We start from the raw sequence: 23,461 nt of genomic DNA, 5'->3' as shown, positions 1-23,461 counted from the left end.
ACGTCAGAGCACCTCGTCGTGATCGGGAGTGTTGCCCGGGGCCTCGCCGCGCAGGATCAGTACCTGGCGAATGACCTGTGCCACCCCTTGCAGCAGCAGCAGCGCCATCATTACGAGAATCAACGTCTTGAGCAGGAAAACGCTGGGGAGCCCGCTGTCCGACGAGCGCTCGAGGATCGCCCAGCTGCTCTTCACATAGTTGAAACTGCCGATGGCAATGAACAGCGTCACCGGGAACAGCAGCAGCAGTGTGCCCAGCAGGTCGATCCAGGCCCGGCCGCGGGCGGAAAGCTTGCGATAGAAGATGTCGACGCGAACGTGGCCGTCGTGGCGCAGGGTCCAGGCGGCCCCCAGCATGAACACCATGGCGTGCATGAACATTACCCCTTCCTGCATCGCCACGCTGTGGACGTTGAAGACGTAGCGCATCACCACGATGGCAAACTGCACCACCATCATGGCAAACACCAGCCAGGCGATGGAGCGGCCCACGACCTCGGTAAAGCCGTCGAGCCATGCGAGCAGGACCGGATCACGGTTCGCGGTTGGCATGGGAGAGTCTCGTGTCGAAGTAAAACAGGGAACGCATCATCGCCGATTAGGCGCCGGGCGTCATCCCCGGGTCTCAACGCCAGCTGTGGTCGCCAAGCTAGACTAGCGGGCTTGTGCCTTCAGCAGCGCCTGGAGAATGTCTCGGCACGCCTTGGGCAACTCCACGTCGACGGCGATCGGCAAATGGTCGGAGAACAGATGGTCGAGCACACGAACGTCGCATGCTTTCAGTGAGCTCGAAATCAGAATGTGATCCAACGCTCGGCGCGGTTGCCAGGAGGGGTAGCTGAGCAGGGGGCGCACTGGATGCAGCGGCAGCGAGGCGCAGAAGCGCTTATGCGTGTGCAACTGATCCGGCGTGCAGTTGAGATCGCCCATCACCACCACGTGGCTCAGGGGCTGGATGATCTCGCTGAGATAATCCAGCTGGCGCACCCGGCCGCGGTGACTTAGCGCCAGGTGGGCGACGAACAGGTGGAGGGCGTCTGGGCCATCGCCGTAGCGAGCGTGAATGGCGCCGCGACCGGGCAGCGTGCCCGGCAGGCGATGCTCCTCGACCCGGGTGGGAGCCAGGCGCGACAGCAGACCGTTGCTGTGCTGGGCGAAACGTCCCAGGTTGCGGTTGAGCTGCTGATAGTGGTGCGGAAAGCCGCTGCGTGTCGCCAGGTACTCGACCTGATTGATGTGGCTCGAGCGGAAGCTGCCGCCGTCGACCTCCTGTAGGCCGACGATATCGAAGCGCCTGAGCACCTCGCTGACCATGTCCAGCCGCCGCATCCGCTGGGGATGCGGCAACAGGTGCTGCCAGCTGCGCGTAACGTAGTGATGGTAGGCCGAGGTCTGGATACCGACCTGCATGTTGAAGGTGAGCAGCTTCAGGTGCCCACCCTCCAGGGGCGGCGTCCTGGCATCGGCCAGGTGTAGCGACTCGGAGGACACGTCAGCCCTGGCGTTCCTGGCGTACGAGCTCAACCAGCGCATCGGCGACCTGCGGCATGTTATCCAGGCTGCCGGCGCTGCTCGGAGTCACCAGGTAGCGGCCGTCGATGACCAGGGCCGGTACGCCCATCAGGCGCATGGTGCGCATGCGCGCGTGTGCCTGGTTGACCTTCGCCTTGACGCCGAAGGCGTCCAGCGCCTGGCGCGCCTCGTCTTCGCTGACGTCGTACTGACTGAGGAACTTGGCGATGCTGTCGGCGCTGTTCAGCTTCTGCCCGTCCTGATGAATGGCGTCGAAGATGTCGTCATGGGCCTCCTCGCGAACGCCGAGTTCCTCCGCGGCGTAGAACATGACGGCATGCGTGTTCCAGTCGCCGCCCATGGTAGCCGGCATACGGCGAAAGACGACGTCGTCGGGCTGCTCGGCGACCCAGGCATTGAGCGGCTCCTCCAGGTCGTAGCAGTGGGGACAGCCATACCAGAACACTTCGGTGACCTCGATCTGATCCTCCTCGACCTGGGTCTCGACCGGCTCGGGCAACATCTCGTAATGTTGGCCCTCGACCAGGTTGTCGGCTGCCACCAGCGAGGCGAGGCCGAGACCGGCGACGGCGACCAGGGCGGACTGAAGCGTGCGAAATGGCTTGAACATGAATTCTTGACTCCTTGAAAGGGCCGCATGGAAGCGGTTGGCCCGCCGGTACGCGTGCGAGCGCCGCCATCGATCACTTTGAGCATGGTCGGCCGCTGCGGTTCCCGAGGGAGGGTAAACGCGGAAGGCGGCCGAAGCCGCCTTCCGTCGGCCACGGGCCGGCCGATGTCAGCAGCGCTGCACTCAGTGCAGGCCGTGAATGTAGTTGGCCACGGCTTCCATGTCGGTATCGCTCATCTTGGAAGCGATGTCGCCCATCATGCCGTTGGGATCGTTGTTGCGCTCGCCCGCAGCGAAATCCTGCAGCGTGGCGACCAGGTACTGGGAGAACTGGCCTGAAAGGGCCGGGTAGATCGCGGTATGAATGCCGGCGCCGGTCGGGCCATGGCAGGCCGCACAGGCGGGAATCCCCTTTGCCATGTCGCCGGCGCGATAGAGTTCCTGTCCGCGCATGAGGGCTTCCTCGGCCGGGTCGGCCTGACCGACGTTGGCGTCCTGCTCGGCAAAGTAGGCAGCGACGTCCCAGGCGTCCTGGTCGGAGAAATCGTCGACCTGCCCAGCCATTTCCGGTACCAGTCGGTGGCCGTCGCGAATATCCATGACCTGCTTGGCCACGTAGGACATCTGCTGGCCGGCCAGGTGAGGGAAGGAGGGACTGGAGCTGATGCCGTTCTGGCCGTGACAGGCCGCGCAGCTCTGCGCCTTTTCACGGCCGGCGGCAGCGTCGGCGTCCGCTTCCGGATCCGCATGGGCGACGCCGAAGGCGCCAAGGGTAAATGCCAGGCTTGCCAGTAGCTTTCTCATCGCTGTTTCACTATGCCGTTATAGGTTACCGGTACGCATCCTGGGTGCCGCCCGGGCCCCACGGGTTTCGGGCCGGGCTCGCCCCGCTGCTCGGCGCGCCGTCTCGGCGGTCGCTGCCGGCAAGAGCACGGTGGTACACTAGCGCGCCCAGGTCGCAGATAAAAGACACTGCATTATAACGAAACAAGCCGGCATCGGGAATGCAGATCAAGACCCGACGGTGCCGCCCTGATGCCAACCGGTTCCACACTGACGCCATGACACGACTCAATTACCAGACCGCGCGCTTCCTCACCAGCGCGCCGACGCTCGCCCAGTGCCCCCCCGACACCGGTGCCGAGGTGGCCTTTGCCGGCCGCTCCAACGCCGGCAAGTCCAGCGCCATCAATGCCCTGACCCGGCAAAAGTCGCTGGCGCGCACCTCGCGAACCCCCGGGCGTACCCAACTGATCAACTTCTTCACGCTGGGGGATGACAGCGGCCGTCGCCTCGTCGATCTGCCCGGCTACGGTTATGCCAAAGTGCCCGAAGCGGTCAAGCTCGAGTGGCAGCAGCATCTGGCCGAGTACCTGCGCAAGCGCCACTCGCTGCGCGGCCTGGTGTTGGTGATGGACGTCCGCCATCCGCTGACCGAGTTCGACCAGACCTTGTTGGGCTGGGCCGACGACCAGGAGATGCCGGTTCACATCCTGTTGACCAAGGCCGACAAGCTGAAGTCGGGGGCGGCCAAGAGCGCCCTGCAGCAGGTGCGCAGTCGTCTACGCGAGTGGGAGGACCTGGTCACGTTGCAGCTGTTTTCATCGCTCAAGCGCCAAGGCATCGACGAGGCCGGCGCACGGCTGGACGATTGGCTGGCGGACGCCGATACCTAGTGCGGCCGGCCGGTCAGGCGTGTCAGCAGTTCCGGCAGCTCGCGAACGTGATCGAGCCGATGCACGCCGGGCGGCATGGGCGTGTGGTCCACGTGGGGTGAGATCCACGCCACCTGCATGCCCAGGCGTCGGGCCGGCTCGACGTCCTCGCGCCAGGAGTCGCCCACATGCAGCGCCCGGGCCGGTGCGGTGGCGAGCCGGGCCAGGGCGGCGAGGAAGGGGCGGGCGTCGGGCTTGGGGGCGAGCATGGCGCCAGCGGCGATGGCCACCGGGAAGTGGCGGCCGAGAGACAGACGTTCGATCTCGACGTTGCCGTTGGTGATGCTGGCCAAGCGATAGCGCTCACCCAGCGACGTCAGCAGCGGCTCGACTTCCGGATGCGGCGCGACCCGATGGCGCAGCGCCATGAAGCGTTCCATCGTCGCGCCGGCCCACTGTTCCGCCGCGGCCGGATCGAGGCCGTACTCTCCCAGCATTTCCCGCAGTGCCCGCTCGCGCAGCCAGGTGAAGTCGCCGCGGTGCAGCGGATGGGCGCGAGCCAGCGCTCGGCGGCGCTGCTCGAAGCTTTCCAGCGGAAAGCGTTCGGCGAAGCGTTGACGCGGCATTCGGCCGCGCAGCCGCAGCCAGTCGGCGAGCTCATCGTCTAGCCATGCGTAGTGGCCGGTTTCGGTCGCCACCATGACGCCGTGGTTGTCCCACAGGGTATCGTCGAGATCGAAGGTGATGGCCTCGATGCGCAGGGGCCGATCGGTCATGTCGTATCCGGTTCGTCGTTGCGACGGCGAGCGCGGGGATGGGCGGCATCGTAGGTCGCCGCCAGGTGCTGCCAGTCGAGCTTGGTGTAGACCTGGGTGGTGGCCAGGTTGGCATGCCCCAGCAGTTCCTGCACGGCGCGCAGATCCTGGCTCGATTCCAGCAGGTGGCTGGCGAAGGAGTGGCGCAGCCGGTGGGGATGGAGATGCTCGGGCAGCCCGCGGCGACGGGCTACCTCGGCCATCCGCTTCTGGATGGCGCGGTGGCCCAGCCGCTGCCCCCGGCTGCCGACGAACAGCGCCGCCTCGCCGGGCGCGGCCAGTGCCGACCGGCTGGCCAGCCAGGCCTCGAGCGCGCCCCGGGCGCTGCGCCCCACCGGGACCTGGCGCGGCTTGCCGCCCTTGCCCACCACCCGCACGCGGCGGCTGTCCAGGTCGCCGAGATCGAGCCCTGCCAGCTCCGCCAGGCGCAGTCCGCTGGAGTAGAACAGCTCCAGCATTGCCTGGTCGCGCACCGCCAGCGGCGAGCCGTCGTGGGGCGTGTCGAGCAGCTGGCTCAGCTGGTCGACATCCAGCGGCTTGGGCAGGTGTGCGGGCTGGCGCGGGGTGGGCACCAGTTCGGCCGGGTTGTGGCCGAGCCGTCCGTTCTCGACCAGATGACGGGCGAAGTGCGACACCGCCGCACGGCGCCGCGCCAGGCTGCGTGGGGCCAGGCCGCGGCTGCGTTCGGCGCCGAGGAAGCGACGCAGCAGGCCGGTGTCGAGCAAGGCGCCGTCGTCGACGCCGCGCGTCTCGAGGAACTCGGCCAACGCCTCCAGGTCGCGCCGATAGGCGCTTACCGTGGCCGGGCTGGCGGTGCATGCCAACGCCTCCAGGCAGGCGCCTAGCTGGCGGCGTAGGGGCGTGTCAGCCATGTACCGGCGGGCAGCCCTGGGCGGAGACGCCGAGGCGCAGCAGAAGCCGCGCGAGCACGTCGCCGAGGTACTCGGTGAACAGGGTGTCCATACTGGCGCGGAAGTGATCCGGATCGGGGCTCGCCAGCACCAGGTAGCCCATCGGTTCGCCCAAGGTCAGCCGCGTCAGGGCGCAGGAGCCAGCCTGGCGCGGTGGGCGTACGTGGGGCATCAGGCGTCCCCAGTCGGTGGGCGTCAGCCGCGTGCAGCGACTGGTGCGCCCGTCGAGCAGTGCGGCCAGGCGCACGCCGGCGTGCTCGTCGAGGACCTGACGAGGCGGCTGGGGCGGCAGCGGCTCGTGGTCGCTGAACTGCGCTGGGCACCACAGCGCCACGGCGGGGATCTGGAAGCGTTCGGCCATCTGCGTGGCCAGCGCCTGGCCCAGGGCGTCTGGGTCCTCGGCTTCCAGCAGGGCCAGCACCAGCTCGCGGGTGCGGCGATATTGAACCTCGTTGTGGCGGGCCGACTCAAGCAGCTGCTCCAGCCGCCATTCGGCCTGCTCGGCGCGGCGCCGCAGGTCGTAGACTAGACGCTCGAGCAGCGAGGTGGTGCCGTGGGCCTCGGGATGCGGGACCTTGAGCTGCTGCAACAGGCCCTCGCGGCCAACGAAGAAGTCGGGGTGGCGGGCGAGCCATTCGGCCACCCGGTCCGGATCCAGGGTCTTGCGCGGTTCGGGAACGGCTCGGCTCATGCGTGGCTCCTTGAAGGGTCGGGCGGCCTGGAGGTCAGGCCAGGACGATGCGTCCGTCGAAGACGCGCTCGGCGGGGCCGGTCATGCACAGCGAGGCGCCTTCGCCGGGCCATTCGATGCGCAGGTCGCCGCCGGGCAGGTGCACCGTGACGGGGCTTTCCAGCAGCCCCTGGCGAATGCCGCAGGCCACCGCGGCGCAGGCGCCGGTGCCACAGGCCAGCGTCTCGCCGCTGCCGCGCTCGAAGACTCGAAGGCGGATCTCATGGGGCGTGACGATCTGCATGAAGCCGACGTTGACCCGCCGCGGAAAGCGCGGATGGTGCTCGATTCGCGGCCCCAGCCGCTCGACCGGGGCGCCGTCGACGTCGTCGACCCGCAATACCGCGTGGGGGTTGCCCATCGAGACGGCGCCGATCTGGTAGGTCTCGCCGTCTACCTCGAGGGTGTGCCGTGGCAGATCGCGTTCCGCCTCGAAGGGCAGCGCGTCCGGCGCGAAGCGCGGGGTGCCCATGTCCACCGTCACCTGCTCATCGTCCTGCACCAGCAGTGTCAACGGACCGCCGGCGGTCTCGACGTGAATCTCGCGCTTGTGAGTGAGGCGCTGGTCGCGCACGAAGCGGGCAAAGCAGCGCGCACCGTTGCCGCAGTTCTCCACCTCGCTGCCGTCGGCGTTGTAGATGCGATAGCGAAAGTCCATGTCGGGGTCGCGCGGCGGCTCGACGACCAGCAACTGGTCGAAGCCGATGCCGAAGCGGCGGTCGGCGAGCTGGCGGATCTGCTCGTCGCGCAGCCGCGCCCGCTGGGTGACCAGGTCGACCACCATGAAATCGTTGCCGAGGCCATGCATCTTGGTGAAGTGCAGCAGCATCAGCGCGACTCCTCATCGTGCGCCGGCGTGGCCTCGGGCAGCAGCGACTCGCCCGCCCATAGCGATGCCACGGTCTCGCGGCGGCGCACGACGTGGAAGGCGTCGCCGTCGACCATCACCTCGGCGGGGCGCGGCCGGCTGTTGTAGTTGGAGGCCATGACGAAGCCGTAGGCACCGGCGGAGCGCACTGCCAACAGGTCGCCCTCGCCGACGGCCAGCTCGCGCTCCTTGCCCAGAAAATCGCCGGTCTCGCACACCGGCCCGACCACGTCGTAAACGGCGCTCTCTCGCAGCGTCCGGGTATCCACCGGGATGATCGCCTGCCAGGCCTGGTACAGCGACGGTCGGATCAGATCGTTCATGCCGGCATCGACGATGGCGAAGTTCTTGGTCTCGCCGGGCTTGAGGTACTCCACTCGCGTCAGCAGCACACCGGCATTGGCGGCGATCGACCGGCCCGGCTCGAACAGCAGCGTCAGGCCGGTACCGTGTTCCCAGCGGGCCAGGCGCTCCAGCAGTGAGGCGGCATAGTCGAACGGCTGCGGCGGCCGCTCGCCGCGGTAGGGCACGCCCAGCCCTCCGCCCAGGTCGAGGTGCTCGATCGTGATGCCGCGCTCGCGCAGGCGTTCGAGCAGCACCAGTAGGCGATCCAGGGCGTCGAGGAAAGGGGCGAGTTCGGTGAGCTGCGAGCCGATGTGGCAATCCAGGCCCACCACCTTCACCGCCGGCAGTCGAGCGGCGAGTTCGTAGACCGCCACCGCCTCCTCGACGGGAATGCCGAACTTGTTGGCCTTGAGCCCGGTGGAGATATAGGGATGGGTGCCGGCGTCGACATCCGGATTGACCCGCAGCGATACCGGCGCCACCTTGCCGAGCCGTTCGGCCACCGCATTGAGGCGCTCGAGCTCGGGGCGCGACTCGACGTTGAAGCACTTGATGCCCACCTCGAGCGCGCGGGCCATTTCGCCCTCCTGCTTGGCCACGCCGGAGAACACTACCTTGGCCGGATCGCCGCCGGCGACCAGCACGCGCTCGAGCTCGCCCCCCGAGACGATGTCGAAGCCGGCGCCCAGGCGCGCCAGCAGCCCCAGCACCGCCAGGTTGGAGTTGGCCTTCACCGCATAGCAGATCAGGTGGGGATGGCTGCCCAGCGCCTCGGTGTAGGCGCGAAAGTGCCGCGCCAGGGTCGCCTTGGAGTAGACGTAGCAGGGCGTGCCGACCGCGTCGGCCACCTGTGTCAGCGGGACTTCCTCGCCGTAGAGCACGCCGTCGCGGTATTCGAAGTGGTCCATGGTCAGTCCGTATCCTCGTCGGCGTCGTCTTCGCCTCGCTCGTTCTGCTGCGCCGCGCTGCCGCCGTAACGTTCGGCGGCGGCTTCATCGTCTGGCAGGTAGAGCGGCCCCTTCTGGCCGCAGCCGGCCAGCAGCGCGAGCGCCAGCGCTGCCAGCGCCAACGTCCGGCTCATGCCTCGCGCTCCAGCGCCGCCAGGGCCTCGCGGGCGCGCTGCGCGGCGGCACGCACCTGGTCCGGGGCGGTGCCACCGATATGATTTCTCGCCGCCACCGAGCCCTCCAGCGTCAGCACCTCGAAGACGTCGTCTTCGATGACCTCGGAGAACTGGCGCAGCTCGTCGAGGCTCATCTCGGAGAGGTCCTTCTTCTCGCGAATGCCGAAGGCCACCGACTGACCGACGATCTCGTGGGCGTCGCGGAAGGCCACGCCACGGCGCACCAGGTAGTCGGCGAGATCGGTGGCGGTGGAGAAGCCGCGCCGCGCCGCGTCGTACATGTTCGCCTTGCGCGCCTCGATGGCCGGGATCATGTCGGCGAAGGCCTTGAGGCAGTCGCGCACCGTGTCGAGGGTATCGAACAGCGGCTCCTTGTCCTCCTGGTTGTCCTTGTTGTAGGCCAGCGGCTGCGACTTCATCAGCGTCAGCAGGCCCATCAGGTGGCCATAGACGCGCCCGGTCTTGCCGCGCACCAGCTCGGGCACGTCGGGATTCTTCTTCTGCGGCATGATCGACGAGCCGGTGCAGAAGCGGTCGGGCAGATCGATGAAATCGAACTGGGCGCTGGTCCACAGCACCAGCTCCTCGCTCATGCGCGAGAGGTGCATCAGCAGGATGCTGGCGAAACTGGTGAACTCGATGGCGAAGTCGCGATCGCTCACCGCGTCGAGCGAATTTTCGGCGGGGCGTGAAAAGCCCAGCAGCTCGGCGGTGACGTGGCGGTCGATGGGGTAGGTAGTGCCGGCCAGCGCGGCTGCGCCCAGCGGCATCACGTTGACCCGGCCGCGACAGTCCAGCAGGCGCTCGTGATCGCGCGCGAGCATCTCCTGCCAGGCCAGCAGGTGGTGGCCGAAGGTTACCGGCTGCGCGGTCTGCAGGTGGGTGAAGCCGGGCATGATGGTGTCGGCTTCGCGCTCGGCGAGCTCGATCAGGCCCTGGCGCAGACGCTTGAGCTCAGCCTCGACCACGTCGATCTCGTCGCGCAGGAACAGGCGGATGTCGGTGGCCACCTGGTCATTGCGCGAACGGCCGGTGTGCAGCTTCTTGCCGATGATGCCGATCTTCTCGGTCAGGCGTGCCTCGATGTTCATGTGCACGTCCTCGAGCTTGACCGACCACTGGAAGGTGCCGGCTTCGATCTCGGCGCGGATCTCGCCGAGCCCGGTGACGATGGCGTCGCGCTCCGCGTCGGTCAGCACGCCCACCCGCGCCAGCATGGTGGCGTGAGCGACGGAGCCCTGGATGTCCTGCAGGGCGAGGCGCCGATCGAAGTCGACCGAGGCGGTGAAACGTTCGACGAAGGCATCGGTGGGCTCGCTGAAGCGACCGCCCCAGGACTGGTTGGTGCCGGGGTTTGTGGAACTAGGGCTCATCGGCGTGGGCATCCTGCGTGTTGCATGCTGTGGCGTTCTCGGGGAGGCCGCGTGCAGCGGCCAGGATCATGGTCTTGCAGTGTACCAGAGTCGACGGATGTGGCGAGGGGCGCCACCGGTGTGACGTCCTGCCTGATTTTTCCTGCTTCGTCGGGTGCTTTATGATGAAGCCAATGTCTAACTATGTCCGCGACCGCGACCGGCCGCGGCGACAACCGCCGAGCCGGGTCATCGCGCCCGCTGCAGGGGAGAACAACGTGCGATCCAACACCACGCTGCGCATTGCCACCCGCAAGAGTCAACTGGCCTTGTGGCAGGCCGAACACGTTCGCGACCTGCTCATGGCCGAGCATCCCGGGCTCACGGTGGAGCTGGTCGCGCTCTCCACCCGCGGCGACAAGATTCTCGATACGCCGCTGGCGAAGGTTGGCGGCAAAGGGCTGTTCGTCAAGGAGCTTGAGGAGGCGATCCTCGACGGCCGCGCCGACATCGCCGTGCACTCGATGAAGGACGTGCCCATGCACTTCCCCGAGGGCCTGGGACTGTCGGTGATTTTCGCCGGCGCTGAGCCCACCGACGCCTTCGTTTCCAACGATTACGGCTCGCTTGACGAGCTGCCCCAGGGTGCGCGCGTCGGCACCTCCAGCCTGCGCCGCGGCCTGCAGATGCGTGAGACGCGCCCGGACGTGGAAATCCTGACCCTGCGCGGCAACGTCCAGACACGCCTGGCCAAGCTCGATGCCGGCGAGTTCGATGCCATCATCCTGGCGACCTCCGGCCTCAAGCGGCTGGGGCTTGGCGAGCGCATCGCCCAGGAGCTCCCCCCCGAGGTGTGCCTGCCGGCGTGCGGCCAGGGCGCGCTGGGCATCGAGTGCCGCAGCAACGACCCCGAGCTGATCTCGCTGCTGGCGCCGCTGGACGACCCGATCACCGCCACTCGGGTTCGCGCCGAGCGCGCCATGAACACGCGACTGGAAGGAGGCTGCCAGGTGCCGATCGGCGGCTACGCCGTTTTCGAGGAGGACGGGCAGACCCTGTGGCTGCGGGCGCTGGTGGGCAACCCCGAAGGCACCGAGGTGCTGCGCGCCGAGGGGCGCGGCTCGATTCACGAGCCGGAGGCGCTGGGCGTACGCGTGGCCGAGGACCTGCTAGAACAGGGTGCCGGCGAGATCCTGGCGCAGGTCTACGGCGCTTGAATGGCTGCTAGGCGCCCTGTCCTGATATGCCGGCCGGGCGAGCGAGCCGATGCCTTGGCCGCGGCCATCGAGGCTGCGGGCTTCGCCGTGGCGCACCTCCAGGCCATGGCGCTGGAGACGCTGCCCGAGACCCCGGCGATGCGCAGTGCCTGGCTCGATTTCGATCAGTTCCACAAGGTGGTGGTGATCAGCCCCTTCGCCGCCGAGTGTCTGCACGATGCGCTCGATCGTTACTGGCCGCAACTGCCGCTCGGCACCGCCTGGTATGCAGTGGGGGCCGCCACCGCCGAAGTGCTTCACCGCCGGCTCGGCGTGCGCGTGCATCTGCCGCCGGTACGGGCCGGCGAGGATACCAGCGAGGCCCTGTTGCAGCTGGCTTCGCTTCGCGATCTTGCGGGGCAGCGCGTGCTGCTGGCGGCCGGTGAGGGCGGGCGCACGCTGCTGGCCGACACGTTCGCCGGGCGCGGTGCGCGCGTCACCCGGTTGACACTCTACCGCCGCCGGCTGCAGCCCCCGCCCACGGCGCTGCAGGCGAAGCTCGCGGCCGGCGATTTCCGGGCACTGGTGGTCAGCAGCGGAGAATTACTCGAACATCTGGCAAGATGGTGTACCGGGGCCACTTTGAACCAACCGATAATCGTGTCCAGTCGCCGTTTGGCTACACTAGCCGACGACTTGGGGTTTCGCACTCCCGTGGTGGCATCGGGTGCCACGCCCTCGGCGCTCGCCAGCGCCGTGGTCGCGGCCTGCGACCAGGAGGATGCCGATGCCGATCACGACGATCTCGAAAAGGGCTAGCGACAGATGAGCAAGCAGACCAACGATAAGGACGAACAGAAGACGCCTTCCGCAGGAGCCCAGGGCAGCAAGGGCCGCGAGACCGAGGACAGGAGCGGCGGCAGCGACCGCGCTTCGGGCCACGGCAATTCGCCACAGTCGCCCGGCGAAGGCAAGGCAGGCGAGGGAAAGCCGGCAACTGCTGCTAGCGATGCCGCCGGTCCTGGCGACGCCAAGGGCACGGTTGGCGCATCCTCCGAGGCCGCCAAGCCCGGCGCCGACACGGCCGGGGCCAAGTCGAGCGGGGACCGATCCGGGCAGAGCGCGCCGGCGGTGGGCGACAAGCCGGGGCAGGGTTCGTCCGACGCCCCGTCAGGCGCGGCGGCCGGACAGCCACCCACAGGCCGGCCCGACGGTGACGACAGGGCCACCGGTAAGAGTAATGCCGCGGATAAAAACAGTGGCGTGGACAAGGGCGGTGCCGCGGACAAGAGAAGGCCCAAGGCCGCAGGCCAGGACAAGTCGACCAGCCAGGCGTCCGCCGGCACGGATTCGGCCCGGGACAGCGCCAGGTCGTCGGCCGCGGCGGGCGGGACCGGGGCGAACACCGGGACCACCACCAGCGGCAGCGGCAAGGGGGGTGGTCGTGTCGCCGGGGTGCTGGCGTTGATTCTGGTTCTGTTCCTCGGCATCGGCTCCGGGCTCTTCGCCTGGAACACCTGGGAGCGTCTCGACGCCCAGCAGCAGCGTCTGGCCGAACTCGAGGAGCAGGCTGGCAGCGCGGCATCGGCAGACGAACTCGCCGACCTGCGCGAGCAGCTGGAGAGCGGCGAGCAGCAGCGCGACGCCGAGCTGACCGAGGCGGTCGAGTCGATGCGCAACGAGTTCGCCGGTTACCGCAGCGAGGTCGACGAAGCCCTGGACCAGGTGCTCGAAGAACTTTCCCGCGAACAGAACACCGACGAGCGCGAGTGGCTGCACGCCGAGGCCGCCTACCTGCTGCGGCTGGCCAACCAGCGCCTGCAGCTCGAGCGCGATGTGGAAGGGGCCGCGGCCCTGCTGCGCACCGCCGACGCGCGGCTTAGCGAAGCCGACAACCCGGCGTTGCTTTCCATTCGACGTGCCATCGCCTCGGAATTGTCGATTCTCGACAGCGTGCCTCAGGTCGACCGTACCGGCCTCTATCTCGCCCTGAATGCCCAGCAGGAGCGCCTGGCCGAGCTGCCGCTGTCGCGCGAGCTGGAGGAGATTCCGGCCCGCTCCGGCATCGAGGAAGCGCCCACTGGGGGCTGGCAGGAGCAGCTCGCGAGCTTCGGCCAGGAGCTGAAGGACCTCATCGTCATTCGCCACCACGACGAAGCGCTGGAAGGGCTGGTCGCCCCCGAGCAGGAATCCTACCTGCGCCAGAGCGCCAGGCTCGTGATCGAGCAGGCCCAGTTGGCGCTGCTCGAGGAGGAGCAGGCGCTGTACGAGGCGAGCCTCGACAAGGCGCTGGAGCTGATCGGAGCCTTCTACGACACCGAGCATGACGAGGTCCAGGCGGTCATCGAGCGGTTGGAGGAGCTTCGCGACGAGACTATCCAGCCCGAGCTGCCCGATATCAGCGGCTCTCACGAGGCTCTTCAGGAGTTCATCGAGCGTCGTTTCGGTTCGCGCGGCGAGCAGGGAGATGACGCATGAGAAAGCTGCTGCTGATCGTTCTCCTCGGCCTGGCGCTGGGCGCGCTGTTCGGCCAACTGATGGTTTCGGTGCCCGGCTATTGGCTGGTGCGGGTCGGCGACACCTCTTACCAGACCTCCTTCTGGTTCGGTCTGGTGCTGCTGCTGGCGGTATTCCTGATCCTTCACTTCCTGCTGCGCGTGCTGATGCGCATGCGTTATCCGGTCAGCCGGCTCAAGGTATGGAACCGTCGGACCCGGCAGCGCAATGCCATGAAGCGCACCGTGCGTGGCCTGGTAGCCCTGGCCGAAGGGCGCTGGAAGCGCGCCGAGAAATCCTTGGTCAAGGCCGCCGACGACTCCAGCACGCCACTGGTGAACTATCTGTCCGCCGCGTTGGCCGCTCACTATCAGGGCCGCTACGATCAGGCGGATACGCTGCTCAAGCGGGCCCATCTCTCCACCGAAGGTGCCGATACGGCGGTCGGGCTGATGCAGGTGCAGCTCATGCTCGACCGACAGCAGTACGAGGAGGCGCTGGCCATCCTCACGCGCCTCGACCGGCAACTGCCCAACCACCCTCAGGTACTCAAGCAGCTCAAGCAGGCCTACCTCAGCGTCAACGACTGGGACGGCCTGCGCCGCCTGACGCCGCGCCTGGCATCTCGTCAGCTGATCTCGCCCCAGGAGCGCAACCAGCTCGAGTTGCGCGCCTACCGCGAACTGCTGGTTCACGAGGCGCGCGATCCGGGCAACGTGGAGCGCATCCGCAGCCTGTGGGCCGACATGCCCGACCCGCTGCGCAACAACGTCGAACTCGTGGTGCTATACACCGAGGCGCTGGTGCGCGGCAACGAGGAGGGGATCGCCGAGCGCCTGCTGCGTCACTCGCTCAAGGAGCACTGGGACAGCCGCTTGGTGCTGCGCTACGGGCTGCTCAGCGTCGATCCGGCGCGGCAGTTGGTGCACGCCGAGAAGTGGCTGCAGGAGCGGCCCAACGACCCCGACCTGTTGCTGACTTTGGGTCGCCTGTCGTTGCGCAACGCCTACTGGGGCAAGGCCCAGGAGTACTTCGAGGCGAGCCAGCGACAGCGACCCAGCGGCGTGGTATGCGCCGAGTTGGCGCGGCTCTACGCCAACCTGGGTGAGCACAACAAGAGCCAGCTCTACTACCGCCAGAGTGTCGAGCTGCTCGACAAGTCGCTGCCCTCGCTGCCACAGCCCGCCGAGCCGGAAGCGGCCGGCAAGGACGGAGAGAGGTCCGCCTGAGCGGGCTGGTCCCATGGCGTCTCGTGGTCGTTAGAAAATGACAGAAGAGCAGACGGAAGGGCGCCGCAAGGCGCCCTTCCGTTTTGCGGTCTGTCGTCCGCCGTTAGGGGGCGTTCAGTCTGGCAGAGCGAAGGCAACCACCTGGTCGCTGACCTTGGGCAGCAGGATGGAGTTGCCGCCCACGGCGAAGGTGACGTACTGCTTGCCTTCGTAGGTATAGACCGCCGGCATCGAGACGGCGGGGGCCTCCACCAGGTGCTTCCACAGCACCTCGCCGCTCTCGAGATCGATCGCGCGCACGCGCGAATCCATCGAGGCGCCGATGAAGATCAGCCCCGAACGGGTGATCACCGGTGCGCCGATGGTAACCGACCCCCACGACTCGGGCATGTAGAAGCCATGCTTCTGCACCTGGCCGAACGGCTCGTTCCACAGTCGCTCGCCGGTCGTGAGGTCGTAGGCGGCAAGCGTGCCGTAGGGTGGCTTCCAGCACGGCATGCCGGCCCAGTTGAGGAACGTCTCGAGTTGGAAGCCGTAGGCCGTGTCGCCCTGCGCGTAGTAACCGCCCGTCTCGCCCGACTGTTCCAGCTGCTGGTATTCGTCGCGCGGGATGAGGCGATAGATCTGCACCACGCTGTTGGAGTTGATTACGAACACGCCCCTCTCCGGGTCGACGGCGCCACCGCCCCACTGGGAGCCTCCCGTCGTGGGCGGGTAGGTGAGCGTGCCCTCGACGCTCGGCGGCGTGAAGCGCCCCTCGTAGCGTAGGCCTTCGGCCTTGCGGCTGCACTCGCCCAGGCTCACGATATCGGCGATCTTCGAGATGCCCGGCCACTCATCCGGAATCACCGGTTCGGGAACGTCGACGAAGGGCTGGGTCGGGGAGGCTTGCTCGCCTTCGGCATCCGAGGCCGGCACCTCGCGCTCTTCGATGGGGTAAACGGGCTCTCCCGTCTCCCGGTTCAGCACGTAGAGAAAGCCCTGCTTGGACGGCTGGACCAGGGCGGGAACGGTCTCGCCATCCTTCTGGATATCGACCAGCGTAGGCGGTGCGACGGTATCGTAGTCCCAGATATCGTGGTGTACGAGTTGCCGGCTCCATACCACCTCGCCGGTCTCGGTGTTCAGCGCCGTCACCGAGGTGGCCAGGGGCAGCTCCTCGGTACGCTCGCCACCGTAGTAGTTGGGGCTCGGCGAACTGATCGGAATGTAGAGAAGCCCAGTTTCGGGATCCAGCGACATCGACGCCCAGACATTGGCCGTGCCGGTCCGGTCGACCACCTCTTCGGGAAGGGCGTGAAAAGTCCACTTGCGCTCGCCGGTACGTGCGTCGAGCGCGAAGACCGTTCCCGGCGGCGCGACGGCGTCCGCCCAATCCTTGCCGGCCCAGCCGAGGAAGAGCGTGTCGTTGTACACCGTGGGCGGCTGGAACAGCGATAGCGGCCACTTGTCGTTGACGGTGTTCCACTGGTTGACGTCGACCATGCCGTTATCGCCGAAGTCGGCGCAGGGTTCTCCCGTGTCGGCATCGACGCCGTAGAGCTTGGCGTCCATGGTGCCGATGTAGACCCTCTTCTGGCAGGCCTCGCCCGCCTGCGGTTCATCGGCTTCCCAGTAGGCCACGCCGCGGCCCTTCATGTTGGGCTGGGTCAGGGCTTCCAGGGGAGCTTCGGGGTCGAAGGTCCACTTCTCTTCGCCGCTGCCCGGATCCAGGGCGATGATGCGGTAGAAGGGTGTCCCCAGGTAGAGCGTGTCGTTGACGAACAGGGGAGTCGCCGACCACACCGACAGCGGCACCTCGCTGCTGCCATCCGAGACGTCGCCGGTATGGTATTCCCACGCCTGCTCGAGCTCGTCGACATTCTCCGGCGTGATCTGATCGGCGGGCGAGTACTTCTGGGCGCGCAGGTCGCCGTTGAAGGTCGCCCAGCTATCCGGCGACTCCATCCAGGCGTCCGGCCCCTGGCGGGGCGGCTCGACCTGGTCGTCGCCGCTGGGGGGCTGGCCGGCGGGGCCCGTCTCGACACGGCCGCCGGGGCCGGTCGGGGTCATGGAGGAATCGCCGGTATCGGCGCCGTCCGTATCGTCGGTCTCGGCTTCGTCGTCAGTCGTCCGTTCGGGCTCGTCATCCTGCGTCTCGGTGATGCCCTGCGGTTGACCGCCTTCCTCTTCGGCGGACGACTCCTCCTGAGCCAGCACATGGCCGACAGAGCCCGTCAGCAGGAGCGCGGCGATCAGGGCGACGGCGTCGTGGCGATTCATGAAACGGCCTCCTTGCGTTGCGTCATGTGGCGGTCGCGCTGGCCTGTGGCGGGGTCGGCAATCACATGGACGAGCCAGGCCACGAGCCCGACCCCCATGCAGCCGAGCAGCCACTCGGTCTGCAGAAGATAGGCCGCCAGGCCCGTGCCCAGCAGGTCGAGCAGAATCAGAAAGGCGATCAGCCCGCCCAGCCAGCGCGGCATGCCGCGTACGAAGGTCAGCAGCAGCGACCCGATCAACATCAGTGCAGTGGAAATCAGCACCAGGTAGGTGCCTGGGGTGTAGGCAATGCCGTTGCCTTCGTTGAACGTGGCGACAGCCGCGAGGATCAGCGAGATGATCGAAATCGCGAGCAGCAGCCAGGCGCCGTAGGCGGCGCCCTGAGGTTTGCTTGCCATAATAATAGTCCCGTCCCTTGAACGCCTTCTAAGCATGGATGGCTGCGCTGCCGGAACGCGGGCAGCGCTTCGCCAGAGCCCAGGAACAGTATAGGCACGACCCGCGATTCTTCCTGCCGGCGGAGAATCGACTCGACAGTGGCCTTATAAAAGCGCATCCCCCAACGGGATGCGTTGGGGGATGCGTGGCGTGACGCGGCGGTCGCTTACGGGCCGGTGCGGGTCAGTCCCGCTCCTCGTAGTCGCCTTCGGGTGCCGGATCGGGCCTGGCGCGCGGGTCGTCCTGAGCTTCGCGGCTGCTCTCGCCTGAGCGAGGCTGACCACCCGGGCGCCCGTCGATATCGAAGTTCTGCCGCATCAGGCGGACATTGGCCGGCGGCGCCTCGGCTTCCTTGCCCACGCCGAAGTAGAGCGTGGTGTGGGGGAAGGGAATCTCGATGCCCTTGGCGTCGAAGTGGAGCTTGACCAGGCGGTTGTAGGCGCGACCCACGCCCCATTGGGAGCCCGGCGTGGTCTTGATGCGCACGCGGATGTTCACCGAGCTGTCGGCCAGGGCGATGACACCGGCCACCTCCAGCGGCGCCACGATGTTCATCTTGTGTTCCTCGTCGGCGGCCAGTTCGTCGAAGGCTTCACGCAGGGCGACGATCGCCTCGTCGATACTCTCGCGGTAGGCGATGCCGTACTCGCCGACGTGATAGCCGAACCCGCGCATGAAGTTGGAGACCGTGTCGACGCTGGAGAAGGGCACGATATGGTAGGTGCCGAAGAGATCGCGGATGCCCACCGAACGAATGCTGAGCCGCTCGGCGGTGCCAGTGATGCCGCCTACCGAGACCACGTCGCCGGTGTTCATGGCGTTTTCCACCTGGATGAAGATGCCGGTGATGATGTCCTGCACCAGCTTCTGCGCGCCGAAGCCGATGGCCAGGCCGAGCACACCGGCACCGGCGATCAGCGGGCCGATGTTGATGCCGATCTCGGCCAGTACGATCATCGCGGTCATGGTGATCAGGGCGATGGCCAGGGCGTTGCGGAACAGGGACAGCAGGGTCTTGGCGCGGGCATCGGGCTCGCCCTTGCCGGTTTCCGGGTTGAGCTTGTGTTCGATCAGGCTGGCCAGCGCCAGCCATACGCCGATGGCGAGCAGCAGGATCATGGCCACGCTGACCAGCGTGCCGACCAAGCTGCGCCCCGCCTCGGAGGCGTACCAGGTGGCCAGGTCGAAAGCGCCCCAGGCGTCGAGGACCAGCATGACCACGGCGATCAGGATCACGATCCGGATCACTCTCAGTGCATTGGGCACGTAACTGTTGAGACGCGGTTCGAGCTGCGGCAACTTGCGCCGCAGGTCGTCGGAGAGGCGAATGCGCCGACCGATGGTCTGTGTCAACAGGCTCGACAGCAGCATGCCGACGACCACCGCGACCAGGGTCTTGAGAGTAGCGAAGAGCACGAACGGCAGGGCGTCGGCCGGGCGTGTCAGGGTCAGTACCAGCACCATCAGGAAATAGGCCAGGGCGAACAGGTGCCAGGTGCGGGCGAAGAGCTGTAGCGAGACGCGGGTGGCGGTGAGGTCGGAGCGGGCCGCCATGGCATTCAGATTGTCGCGGATGCGCACGCGGTTCCTGAGAACCACCGCCAAGGCATAGAAGAAGGCGGCGAACATGATCAGCGCGCCGATTCCCTGCGCCAGCGTCGGCGCCAGGTAGGCACTGGCCAACGGTACCACCACCATCAGGCCGTAACCCACCAGACCGACCAGTCGGGCGAGCCAGCGATTCCAGTAGGAGGCCTCGGTGGCCGAGATGGGCAGTAGCCTGAGCCCCTCGTAGCGCGACGAGAACAGCATGCGCAGTGCCGCCTTGATCAGCTCGATGATCATGAAGGCATTGAGAAATAGCGATGCCCGGGTCGACAGGTCGCCGCTTTCGCCGATGGCGAAGGTGGCAATCAGGTTGCCGCCCACGTAGGCCAGCGCCACGACCAGCACATCGGCCAGAGCGGCCAGGGCCACGCAAAGCACCAGGCGCAGCACCGGGGTCATGCCGTTGCCCTGCTGCGACCAACGACTGAGCCGGGCGAACAGGGGCCGAGTCAGGGATCGGAATATCAGAAAGAGAGCAAAGGTGGCAGCGATCACCAGGCCCAGGTTGATCGCCGCCGTGGCAATGGCGCCGAAATCGATGGCGCTGGTATCGGTATCGGCGGTAAACAGCCCCACCACGACCTCGAACAGGTTGCGCACCTCACCGCCGATATCGCTGACGATGCCGCTGGTCAGTTCAGCCAGTTGCCTGGGCAGCGATATCGGACCGGCGTCCTGCACAGGCTCGCTGGCGGCGAGGGCTGGGTCAGCGGCCGCCTGTTGGCGCAGATGGTCGATCAGCTGCTGACGGGCTTGATCGTCTTCGAGCAGGTCGGCCAGGACCTCGGGCGGGGGGACGTCGGCGCCGCCAGTGTCCTGGGCGAAGGTGGGGGCGGCGGCGAGCATGATCAGCATGAGCCAGGCGAGCAGCCAAAGGAACGAGCGATGTGGTATCACGCATGACCTCCATCTCGGGCGTGTCGTCGGAAGGGGGGCTATTCCTGCGCTCATGATACGGACTTTGTCAGCGGGGCACGAACGTGGCGGTATCATATATCTATGCGTGATTTATGCACTGTATAGTTTTTGTATCATGTTCTGGTGTGTCCCGGCCAGACACGACCCGGCTTGTTTCGACAGGACTTTGCCACTGCCGGGTGGCTTCTTTTTCGTTCGTGCCATCGACTTGCTAGTATCGAGCGATCGATTACGAGCGAGGGCCCGCAATGGGAGAAGCGTGGTGGCTGGTAGCGCTGGGTGGCGCACTGGGCGGCATGGCGCGTCTGGCGGTTTCCGAGCTGCTGGCCAGGCTGGCGGGAAGCGATTTCCCCTGGGGCACGTTGACCGTCAACCTCAGCGGTGCTCTGCTGGCGGGCATGCTGATCGGCTGGTTCGATGGCGAGGCTACCACCGCCTGGCTGGGGCTCGTGGCCGGCGGGCTGGGAGGGTTCACCACCGTCTCTTCGCTCAGCCTGCAAACCCTGGTCCTATGGCAGAGCGGCCGCCGCGATGCCGCGCTCGCCAACCTGCTGGGTACCGCGGTCGCCGGCGTGGCGCTGGCGGCGCTGGGCTGGTGGTTGATGGGAGGTGGGGGTTGAGCGGCTGGCGCGGCTATGTCGCGGTAGGGACGGGCAGCGCCCTTGGCAGCACGCTGCGCCACGGGGTTTCGCTGCTGGCGCAGGCCGTACCCGGTGCCGCCCTCCCCTGGGGTACGCTGGCGGTCAATCTGTTGGGCTCATGGCTGATCGCAGTGTTCGCCGCCTGTATTGCCTGCCGGCGCGGTGGCGCCCTGTGGCGCTGGCAGCCTTTCCTGATGGCCGGTTTCTGCGGCGGTTTTACCACCTTCTCACTGTTCGGATTGGAGACCCTGCAGCTGGTCGAAGCGGGCCGGCCGTGGCTGGCGCTGGGCTACGCCCTGGTCAACGTGCCGCTTTGGCTGCTGGCGGCCTGGTTGGGCGATCGCCTGGTACGGGACCGCCAGGGTTGACGCCGACGGGCCCGCCGTGACTCAGGTCTTGCCGCCGGTCCTGCCCAGGCGCTTCCTGTGCGTCTTGCCGGCACGGTCCGTACCCGGTGCCTTCTGCTCGGCTGCCCCGGGCGTGGCCCCGAACGCCTCGCGCACCAGCGCCAGCAGGCCCTGGGTGGAGGTGTCGAAATCCTGGCTGTGTTCGTCGATACGCTCGCTGAGCTCGCCGGCGATACGCTTGCCCAGCTGCACGCCCCACTGATCGAACGAGTTGATGTTCCAGATCACCCCCTGCACGAAGACCTTGTGCTCGTAGAGCGCGATCAGCGCGCCGAGGTTCCTTGGCGTCAGCTCGTCGAGCAGCAGCACGCTGGAGGGGCGGTTGCCGGGACAGCTATAGGGATCGAGTTGACTGCCTTTCTGGCTGCCCTCCATGAAGGCGTTGGCCTGGGCCAGCATATTGGTGAGCAGGGCGAAGTGATGCTCCTCGACGCCGGGCTCGGGCTTGAGCGAGGCGATGAAGTCGATCGGCACGTAGCGCGTGCCCTGGTGCAGCAGCTGGAAGAAGGCGTGCTGTCCGTTGGAGCCGGTCTGCCCCCAGACGATGGGGCCGGTCTTGTAGTCGACCGGATGACCGAAGATATCCACCGACTTGCCGTTGGACTCCATGTCGAGCTGTTGCAGGAAGGACGGCAACTGATGCAGCGCCTGGTCGTAGGGCACGATGGCATGGGTCTCGGCGCCCTGGAAATTGATGTACCAGATACCGATCAGTGCCATCAGTACCGGCATGTTGCGTGCATTGGGTGCCTGGATGAAGTGCTGGTCCATCTCGTAGGCGCCCTCGAGCATCTCCATGAAGCCATCGAAGCCGATGGAGAGCGCAATGGGCAGTCCGATGGAGGACCACATCGAGTAGCGCCCGCCGACCCAGGCCCAGAACTCGAACACGTTCTCCTCGCGAATGCCGAACTCCATGGCCGCCTTGCGGTTGGTCGAAGCGGCGATGAAGTGGGCGCCCACGTCGGCGTCCTCGCCGGCGTTGTCGAGGAACCAGCGCCGCGCGGTCTTGGCGTTGAGCAGCGTCTCCTGGGTGGAAAAGGTCTTGGTCGAGACGATGAACAGGGTCGTGGCCGGATCGAGGCGTGCCAGGACTTTCTGAATATGGGCGCCGTCCACGTTGGAGACGAAGTGGAAGTTGAGCTCGGGATGACGGTACTTGAGTAGCGCGCGGCTGGCCATGTTGGGGCCGAGGTCGGAGCCGCCGATACCGATGTTGACCACGTCCCGGATGCGCTCGCCGCTGTAGCCTCGCCACTCGCCGCTGCGTACCGCCTCGGAGAAGGCGCGAATCTGCTCGCGGGTGCGCTGGATCTCGGGCATCACGTCCTGTCCGTCGACCATCAGCGGTTCCTCGCCGAGGTTGCGCAAGGCGGTGTGCAATACCGGGCGGTTCTCGGTGACATTGATGATGTCGCCGGAGAACATCTGCGCGCGGCGCTGGACCAGCGCCGAGTGATCGGCGAGCTCGAGCAGTTTGGCCAGCACCGCTTCGGAGACGTGATGCTTGGAATAGTCGAGGAACAGCCCGCCGACGCGCAGGCTCATCTTGTCGAAGCGCTGCGGATCGGCGGCAAAGTAGTCGCTGATGCGGTCATGGGCGGTTTGTTCGCGCAGCCGCGTGAGAGCCTGCCAGGTGACGCTGCGAGTGAGTTGGAACATGGTTGTCCTCGGGCATGGTCGAGCGGGCGCGGGCCCGCAGGAACGTCTCTTTGGTTATGAGTGACGCGAGGCCGCCCAGGCCTCGGCGTCGGGAATGGCCATCTCGTAGGGCTGACCCAGCCATGGCGAGCTGACGATGAAGTCGGCACTGGCGGCGTTGCAGGCCACCGGTACGTTCCACAGTGCGGCGAGGCGCAAGAGTGCCTTGACGTCGGGATCGTGGGGCTGGGGTGCGAAGGGGTCCCAGAAGAAGATCAGCAGGTCGAGGCGCTGTTCGGTAATGCGCGCTCCGATCTGCTGATCGCCGCCCAGGGGGCCGCTCATCACACCCTCCACGTCGAGGCTCAGGCTGGCGGAAAGACGTCCGGCGGTAGTGCCGGTGCCTACCAGTTCATGCTCGGCGAGGGTATCGCGCCAACGCGTGGCCCATTCGAGGAGCTCGGCTTTCTTGCCGTCGTGGGCGATCAGGGCGATGCGCTTGCGTGCCGGCAGGGTGCGTTTGACGCTGCGCCGGGGGCGGTTATCGGTCATGGCTGGCTTACCTCGAGGATCTTCAGGGTATTGGTGCCACCGTGGGCGTTCATGTGATCGCCCCGGGTCAGGATGACATGATCCCCGGGCTCGGCAATCCCCTTCTCCACCAGCAGCGCCAGCGCCCGGTC

The 23,461-nt window shown here is 67.0% G+C and carries 23 protein-coding genes and 1 pseudogene; 7 read left to right on the top strand and 17 right to left on the bottom strand.

Annotation, left to right across the window (positions count from 1 at the left end):
* Positions 1–3 precede the first annotated feature (3 nt).
* The 4 genes from CYJ07_RS07050 to CYJ07_RS07035 all read right to left on the bottom strand — a co-directional run bounded on the left by CYJ07_RS07050 (position 4) and on the right by CYJ07_RS07035 (position 2,947).
* Entirely contained in the window at positions 4–552 is a 549-nt protein-coding gene (locus CYJ07_RS07050; protein WP_104202983.1) for a TRAP transporter small permease subunit, read from the bottom strand.
* A gap of 102 nt (positions 553–654) precedes the next feature.
* A complete protein-coding gene (locus CYJ07_RS07045; protein WP_231489568.1) occupies positions 655–1,410 on the bottom strand; it encodes an endonuclease/exonuclease/phosphatase family protein in 756 nt (251 codons plus the stop codon).
* A gap of 82 nt (positions 1,411–1,492) precedes the next feature.
* Positions 1,493–2,143 (bottom strand): thiol:disulfide interchange protein DsbA/DsbL, encoded by a 651-nt coding sequence (locus CYJ07_RS07040; protein WP_104202981.1) that lies wholly within the window; start codon positions 2,141–2,143, stop codon positions 1,493–1,495.
* 183 nt (positions 2,144–2,326) lie between these two features.
* Positions 2,327–2,947, bottom strand: coding sequence for a c-type cytochrome (locus CYJ07_RS07035; RefSeq protein ID WP_104202980.1), 621 nt, complete (start codon positions 2,945–2,947; stop codon positions 2,327–2,329).
* Between the two features lie 257 nt (positions 2,948–3,204).
* On the opposite strand from CYJ07_RS07035, the gene yihA reads away from it, so the two are divergent.
* On the top strand, positions 3,205–3,819 hold the full coding sequence (yihA, locus tag CYJ07_RS07030) for a ribosome biogenesis GTP-binding protein YihA/YsxC (RefSeq protein WP_104203180.1): 615 nt from the start codon (positions 3,205–3,207) through the stop codon (positions 3,817–3,819).
* Here the strand turns inward: yihA and CYJ07_RS07025 are convergent.
* The 7 genes and pseudogenes from CYJ07_RS07025 to argH form a co-directional block, all read right to left on the bottom strand.
* Positions 3,816–4,574, bottom strand: coding sequence for an HAD family hydrolase (locus CYJ07_RS07025; RefSeq protein WP_104202979.1), 759 nt, complete (start codon positions 4,572–4,574; stop codon positions 3,816–3,818). The genes yihA and CYJ07_RS07025 overlap by 4 nt on opposite strands.
* Positions 4,571–5,485: a tyrosine recombinase XerC gene (locus CYJ07_RS07020; RefSeq protein WP_104202978.1), complete on the bottom strand. Its 915-nt coding sequence runs from the start codon at positions 5,483–5,485 to the stop codon at positions 4,571–4,573. The genes CYJ07_RS07025 and CYJ07_RS07020 overlap by 4 nt, the downstream gene beginning before the upstream one ends.
* Positions 5,478–6,215: a DUF484 family protein gene (locus CYJ07_RS07015; RefSeq protein ID WP_104202977.1), complete on the bottom strand. Its 738-nt coding sequence runs from the start codon at positions 6,213–6,215 to the stop codon at positions 5,478–5,480. Before CYJ07_RS07015 ends, CYJ07_RS07020 begins: the two co-directional genes overlap by 8 nt.
* A gap of 34 nt (positions 6,216–6,249) precedes the next feature.
* Positions 6,250–7,083 carry a diaminopimelate epimerase gene (dapF, locus tag CYJ07_RS07010; protein ID WP_104202976.1) on the bottom strand — a complete coding sequence of 278 codons (834 nt, stop codon included), beginning with the start codon at positions 7,081–7,083 and terminating at the stop codon, positions 6,250–6,252.
* Positions 7,083–8,375, bottom strand: a complete 1,293-nt coding sequence (gene lysA / locus CYJ07_RS07005; RefSeq protein WP_104202975.1) for a diaminopimelate decarboxylase — start codon at positions 8,373–8,375, stop codon at positions 7,083–7,085. Before lysA ends, dapF begins: the two co-directional genes overlap by 1 nt.
* A gap of 62 nt (positions 8,376–8,437) precedes the next feature.
* A pseudogene (lptM, locus tag CYJ07_RS20570) lies at positions 8,438–8,548 on the bottom strand (LPS translocon maturation chaperone LptM); the annotation flags it as partial.
* Positions 8,545–9,963: an argininosuccinate lyase gene (gene argH, locus CYJ07_RS06995; RefSeq protein WP_104202973.1), complete on the bottom strand. Its 1,419-nt coding sequence runs from the start codon at positions 9,961–9,963 to the stop codon at positions 8,545–8,547. The gene argH and the pseudogene lptM, both read right to left, overlap by 4 nt.
* Positions 9,964–10,220: 257 nt before the next feature.
* Here argH and hemC point away from each other — a divergent pair, with 257 nt between their 5' ends.
* The 4 genes from hemC to CYJ07_RS06975 are packed head-to-tail and all read left to right on the top strand — an operon-like array spanning position 10,221 to position 14,863.
* Entirely contained in the window at positions 10,221–11,159 is a 939-nt protein-coding gene (gene hemC, locus CYJ07_RS06990) for a hydroxymethylbilane synthase (protein ID WP_104202972.1), read from the top strand.
* Positions 11,160–11,957, top strand: coding sequence for a uroporphyrinogen-III synthase (locus CYJ07_RS06985; RefSeq protein WP_104202971.1), 798 nt, complete (start codon positions 11,160–11,162; stop codon positions 11,955–11,957).
* Positions 11,958–11,963: 6 nt separating this feature from the next.
* Complete coding sequence (locus CYJ07_RS06980; RefSeq protein WP_104202970.1) at positions 11,964–13,616, top strand: uroporphyrinogen-III C-methyltransferase; 1,653 nt, start codon at positions 11,964–11,966, stop codon at positions 13,614–13,616.
* The gene (locus tag CYJ07_RS06975; protein WP_104202969.1) at positions 13,613–14,863 is read left to right on the top strand and encodes a heme biosynthesis HemY N-terminal domain-containing protein; all 1,251 of its coding nucleotides are present in this window, start codon (positions 13,613–13,615) and stop codon (positions 14,861–14,863) included. Before CYJ07_RS06980 ends, CYJ07_RS06975 begins: the two co-directional genes overlap by 4 nt.
* Positions 14,864–14,977: 114 nt before the next feature.
* On the opposite strand, the gene CYJ07_RS06970 is transcribed toward CYJ07_RS06975, so the two are convergent.
* The 3 genes from CYJ07_RS06970 to ybiO form a co-directional block, all read right to left on the bottom strand.
* Positions 14,978–17,125, bottom strand: a complete 2,148-nt coding sequence (locus CYJ07_RS06970; RefSeq protein ID WP_104202968.1) for a pyrroloquinoline quinone-dependent dehydrogenase — start codon at positions 17,123–17,125, stop codon at positions 14,978–14,980.
* Entirely contained in the window at positions 17,122–17,523 is a 402-nt protein-coding gene (locus CYJ07_RS06965) for a hypothetical protein (RefSeq protein ID WP_104202967.1), read from the bottom strand. Before CYJ07_RS06965 ends, CYJ07_RS06970 begins: the two co-directional genes overlap by 4 nt.
* Positions 17,524–17,746: 223 nt before the next feature.
* Positions 17,747–20,017 carry a mechanosensitive channel protein gene (ybiO, locus tag CYJ07_RS06960; RefSeq protein ID WP_231489567.1) on the bottom strand — a complete coding sequence of 757 codons (2,271 nt, stop codon included), beginning with the start codon at positions 20,015–20,017 and terminating at the stop codon, positions 17,747–17,749.
* A 320-nt stretch (positions 20,018–20,337) separates the two neighbouring features.
* Here ybiO and CYJ07_RS06955 point away from each other — a divergent pair, with 320 nt between their 5' ends.
* Together CYJ07_RS06955 and CYJ07_RS06950 are read left to right on the top strand one after the other, a co-directional pair.
* Entirely contained in the window at positions 20,338–20,709 is a 372-nt protein-coding gene (locus tag CYJ07_RS06955; RefSeq protein WP_104202966.1) for a fluoride efflux transporter FluC, read from the top strand.
* A complete protein-coding gene (locus tag CYJ07_RS06950) occupies positions 20,706–21,098 on the top strand; it encodes a fluoride efflux transporter FluC (protein ID WP_104202965.1) in 393 nt (130 codons plus the stop codon). Before CYJ07_RS06955 ends, CYJ07_RS06950 begins: the two co-directional genes overlap by 4 nt.
* Positions 21,099–21,119: 21 nt before the next feature.
* On the opposite strand, the gene pgi is transcribed toward CYJ07_RS06950, so the two are convergent.
* The 3 genes from pgi to CYJ07_RS20275 form a co-directional block, all read right to left on the bottom strand.
* The gene (gene pgi, locus CYJ07_RS06945; RefSeq protein WP_104202964.1) at positions 21,120–22,799 is read right to left on the bottom strand and encodes a glucose-6-phosphate isomerase; all 1,680 of its coding nucleotides are present in this window, start codon (positions 22,797–22,799) and stop codon (positions 21,120–21,122) included.
* A 54-nt stretch (positions 22,800–22,853) separates the two neighbouring features.
* On the bottom strand, positions 22,854–23,330 hold the full coding sequence (locus CYJ07_RS06940) for a methylglyoxal synthase (protein WP_104202963.1): 477 nt from the start codon (positions 23,328–23,330) through the stop codon (positions 22,854–22,856).
* The coding region (locus CYJ07_RS20275; protein WP_156085478.1) for a pyruvate kinase alpha/beta domain-containing protein at positions 23,327–23,461 on the bottom strand (135 nt) is incomplete at its 5' end. The genes CYJ07_RS20275 and CYJ07_RS06940, both read right to left, overlap by 4 nt.

Origin of the sequence: Billgrantia saliphila (assembly GCF_002930105.1) — a bacterium.
Classification (GTDB): Bacteria; Pseudomonadota; Gammaproteobacteria; order Pseudomonadales; family Halomonadaceae; genus Halomonas; species Halomonas saliphila.
The sequence above is the reverse complement of the archived record's forward strand: the minus strand, read 5'-3'. Positions and strand labels throughout refer to the sequence as shown.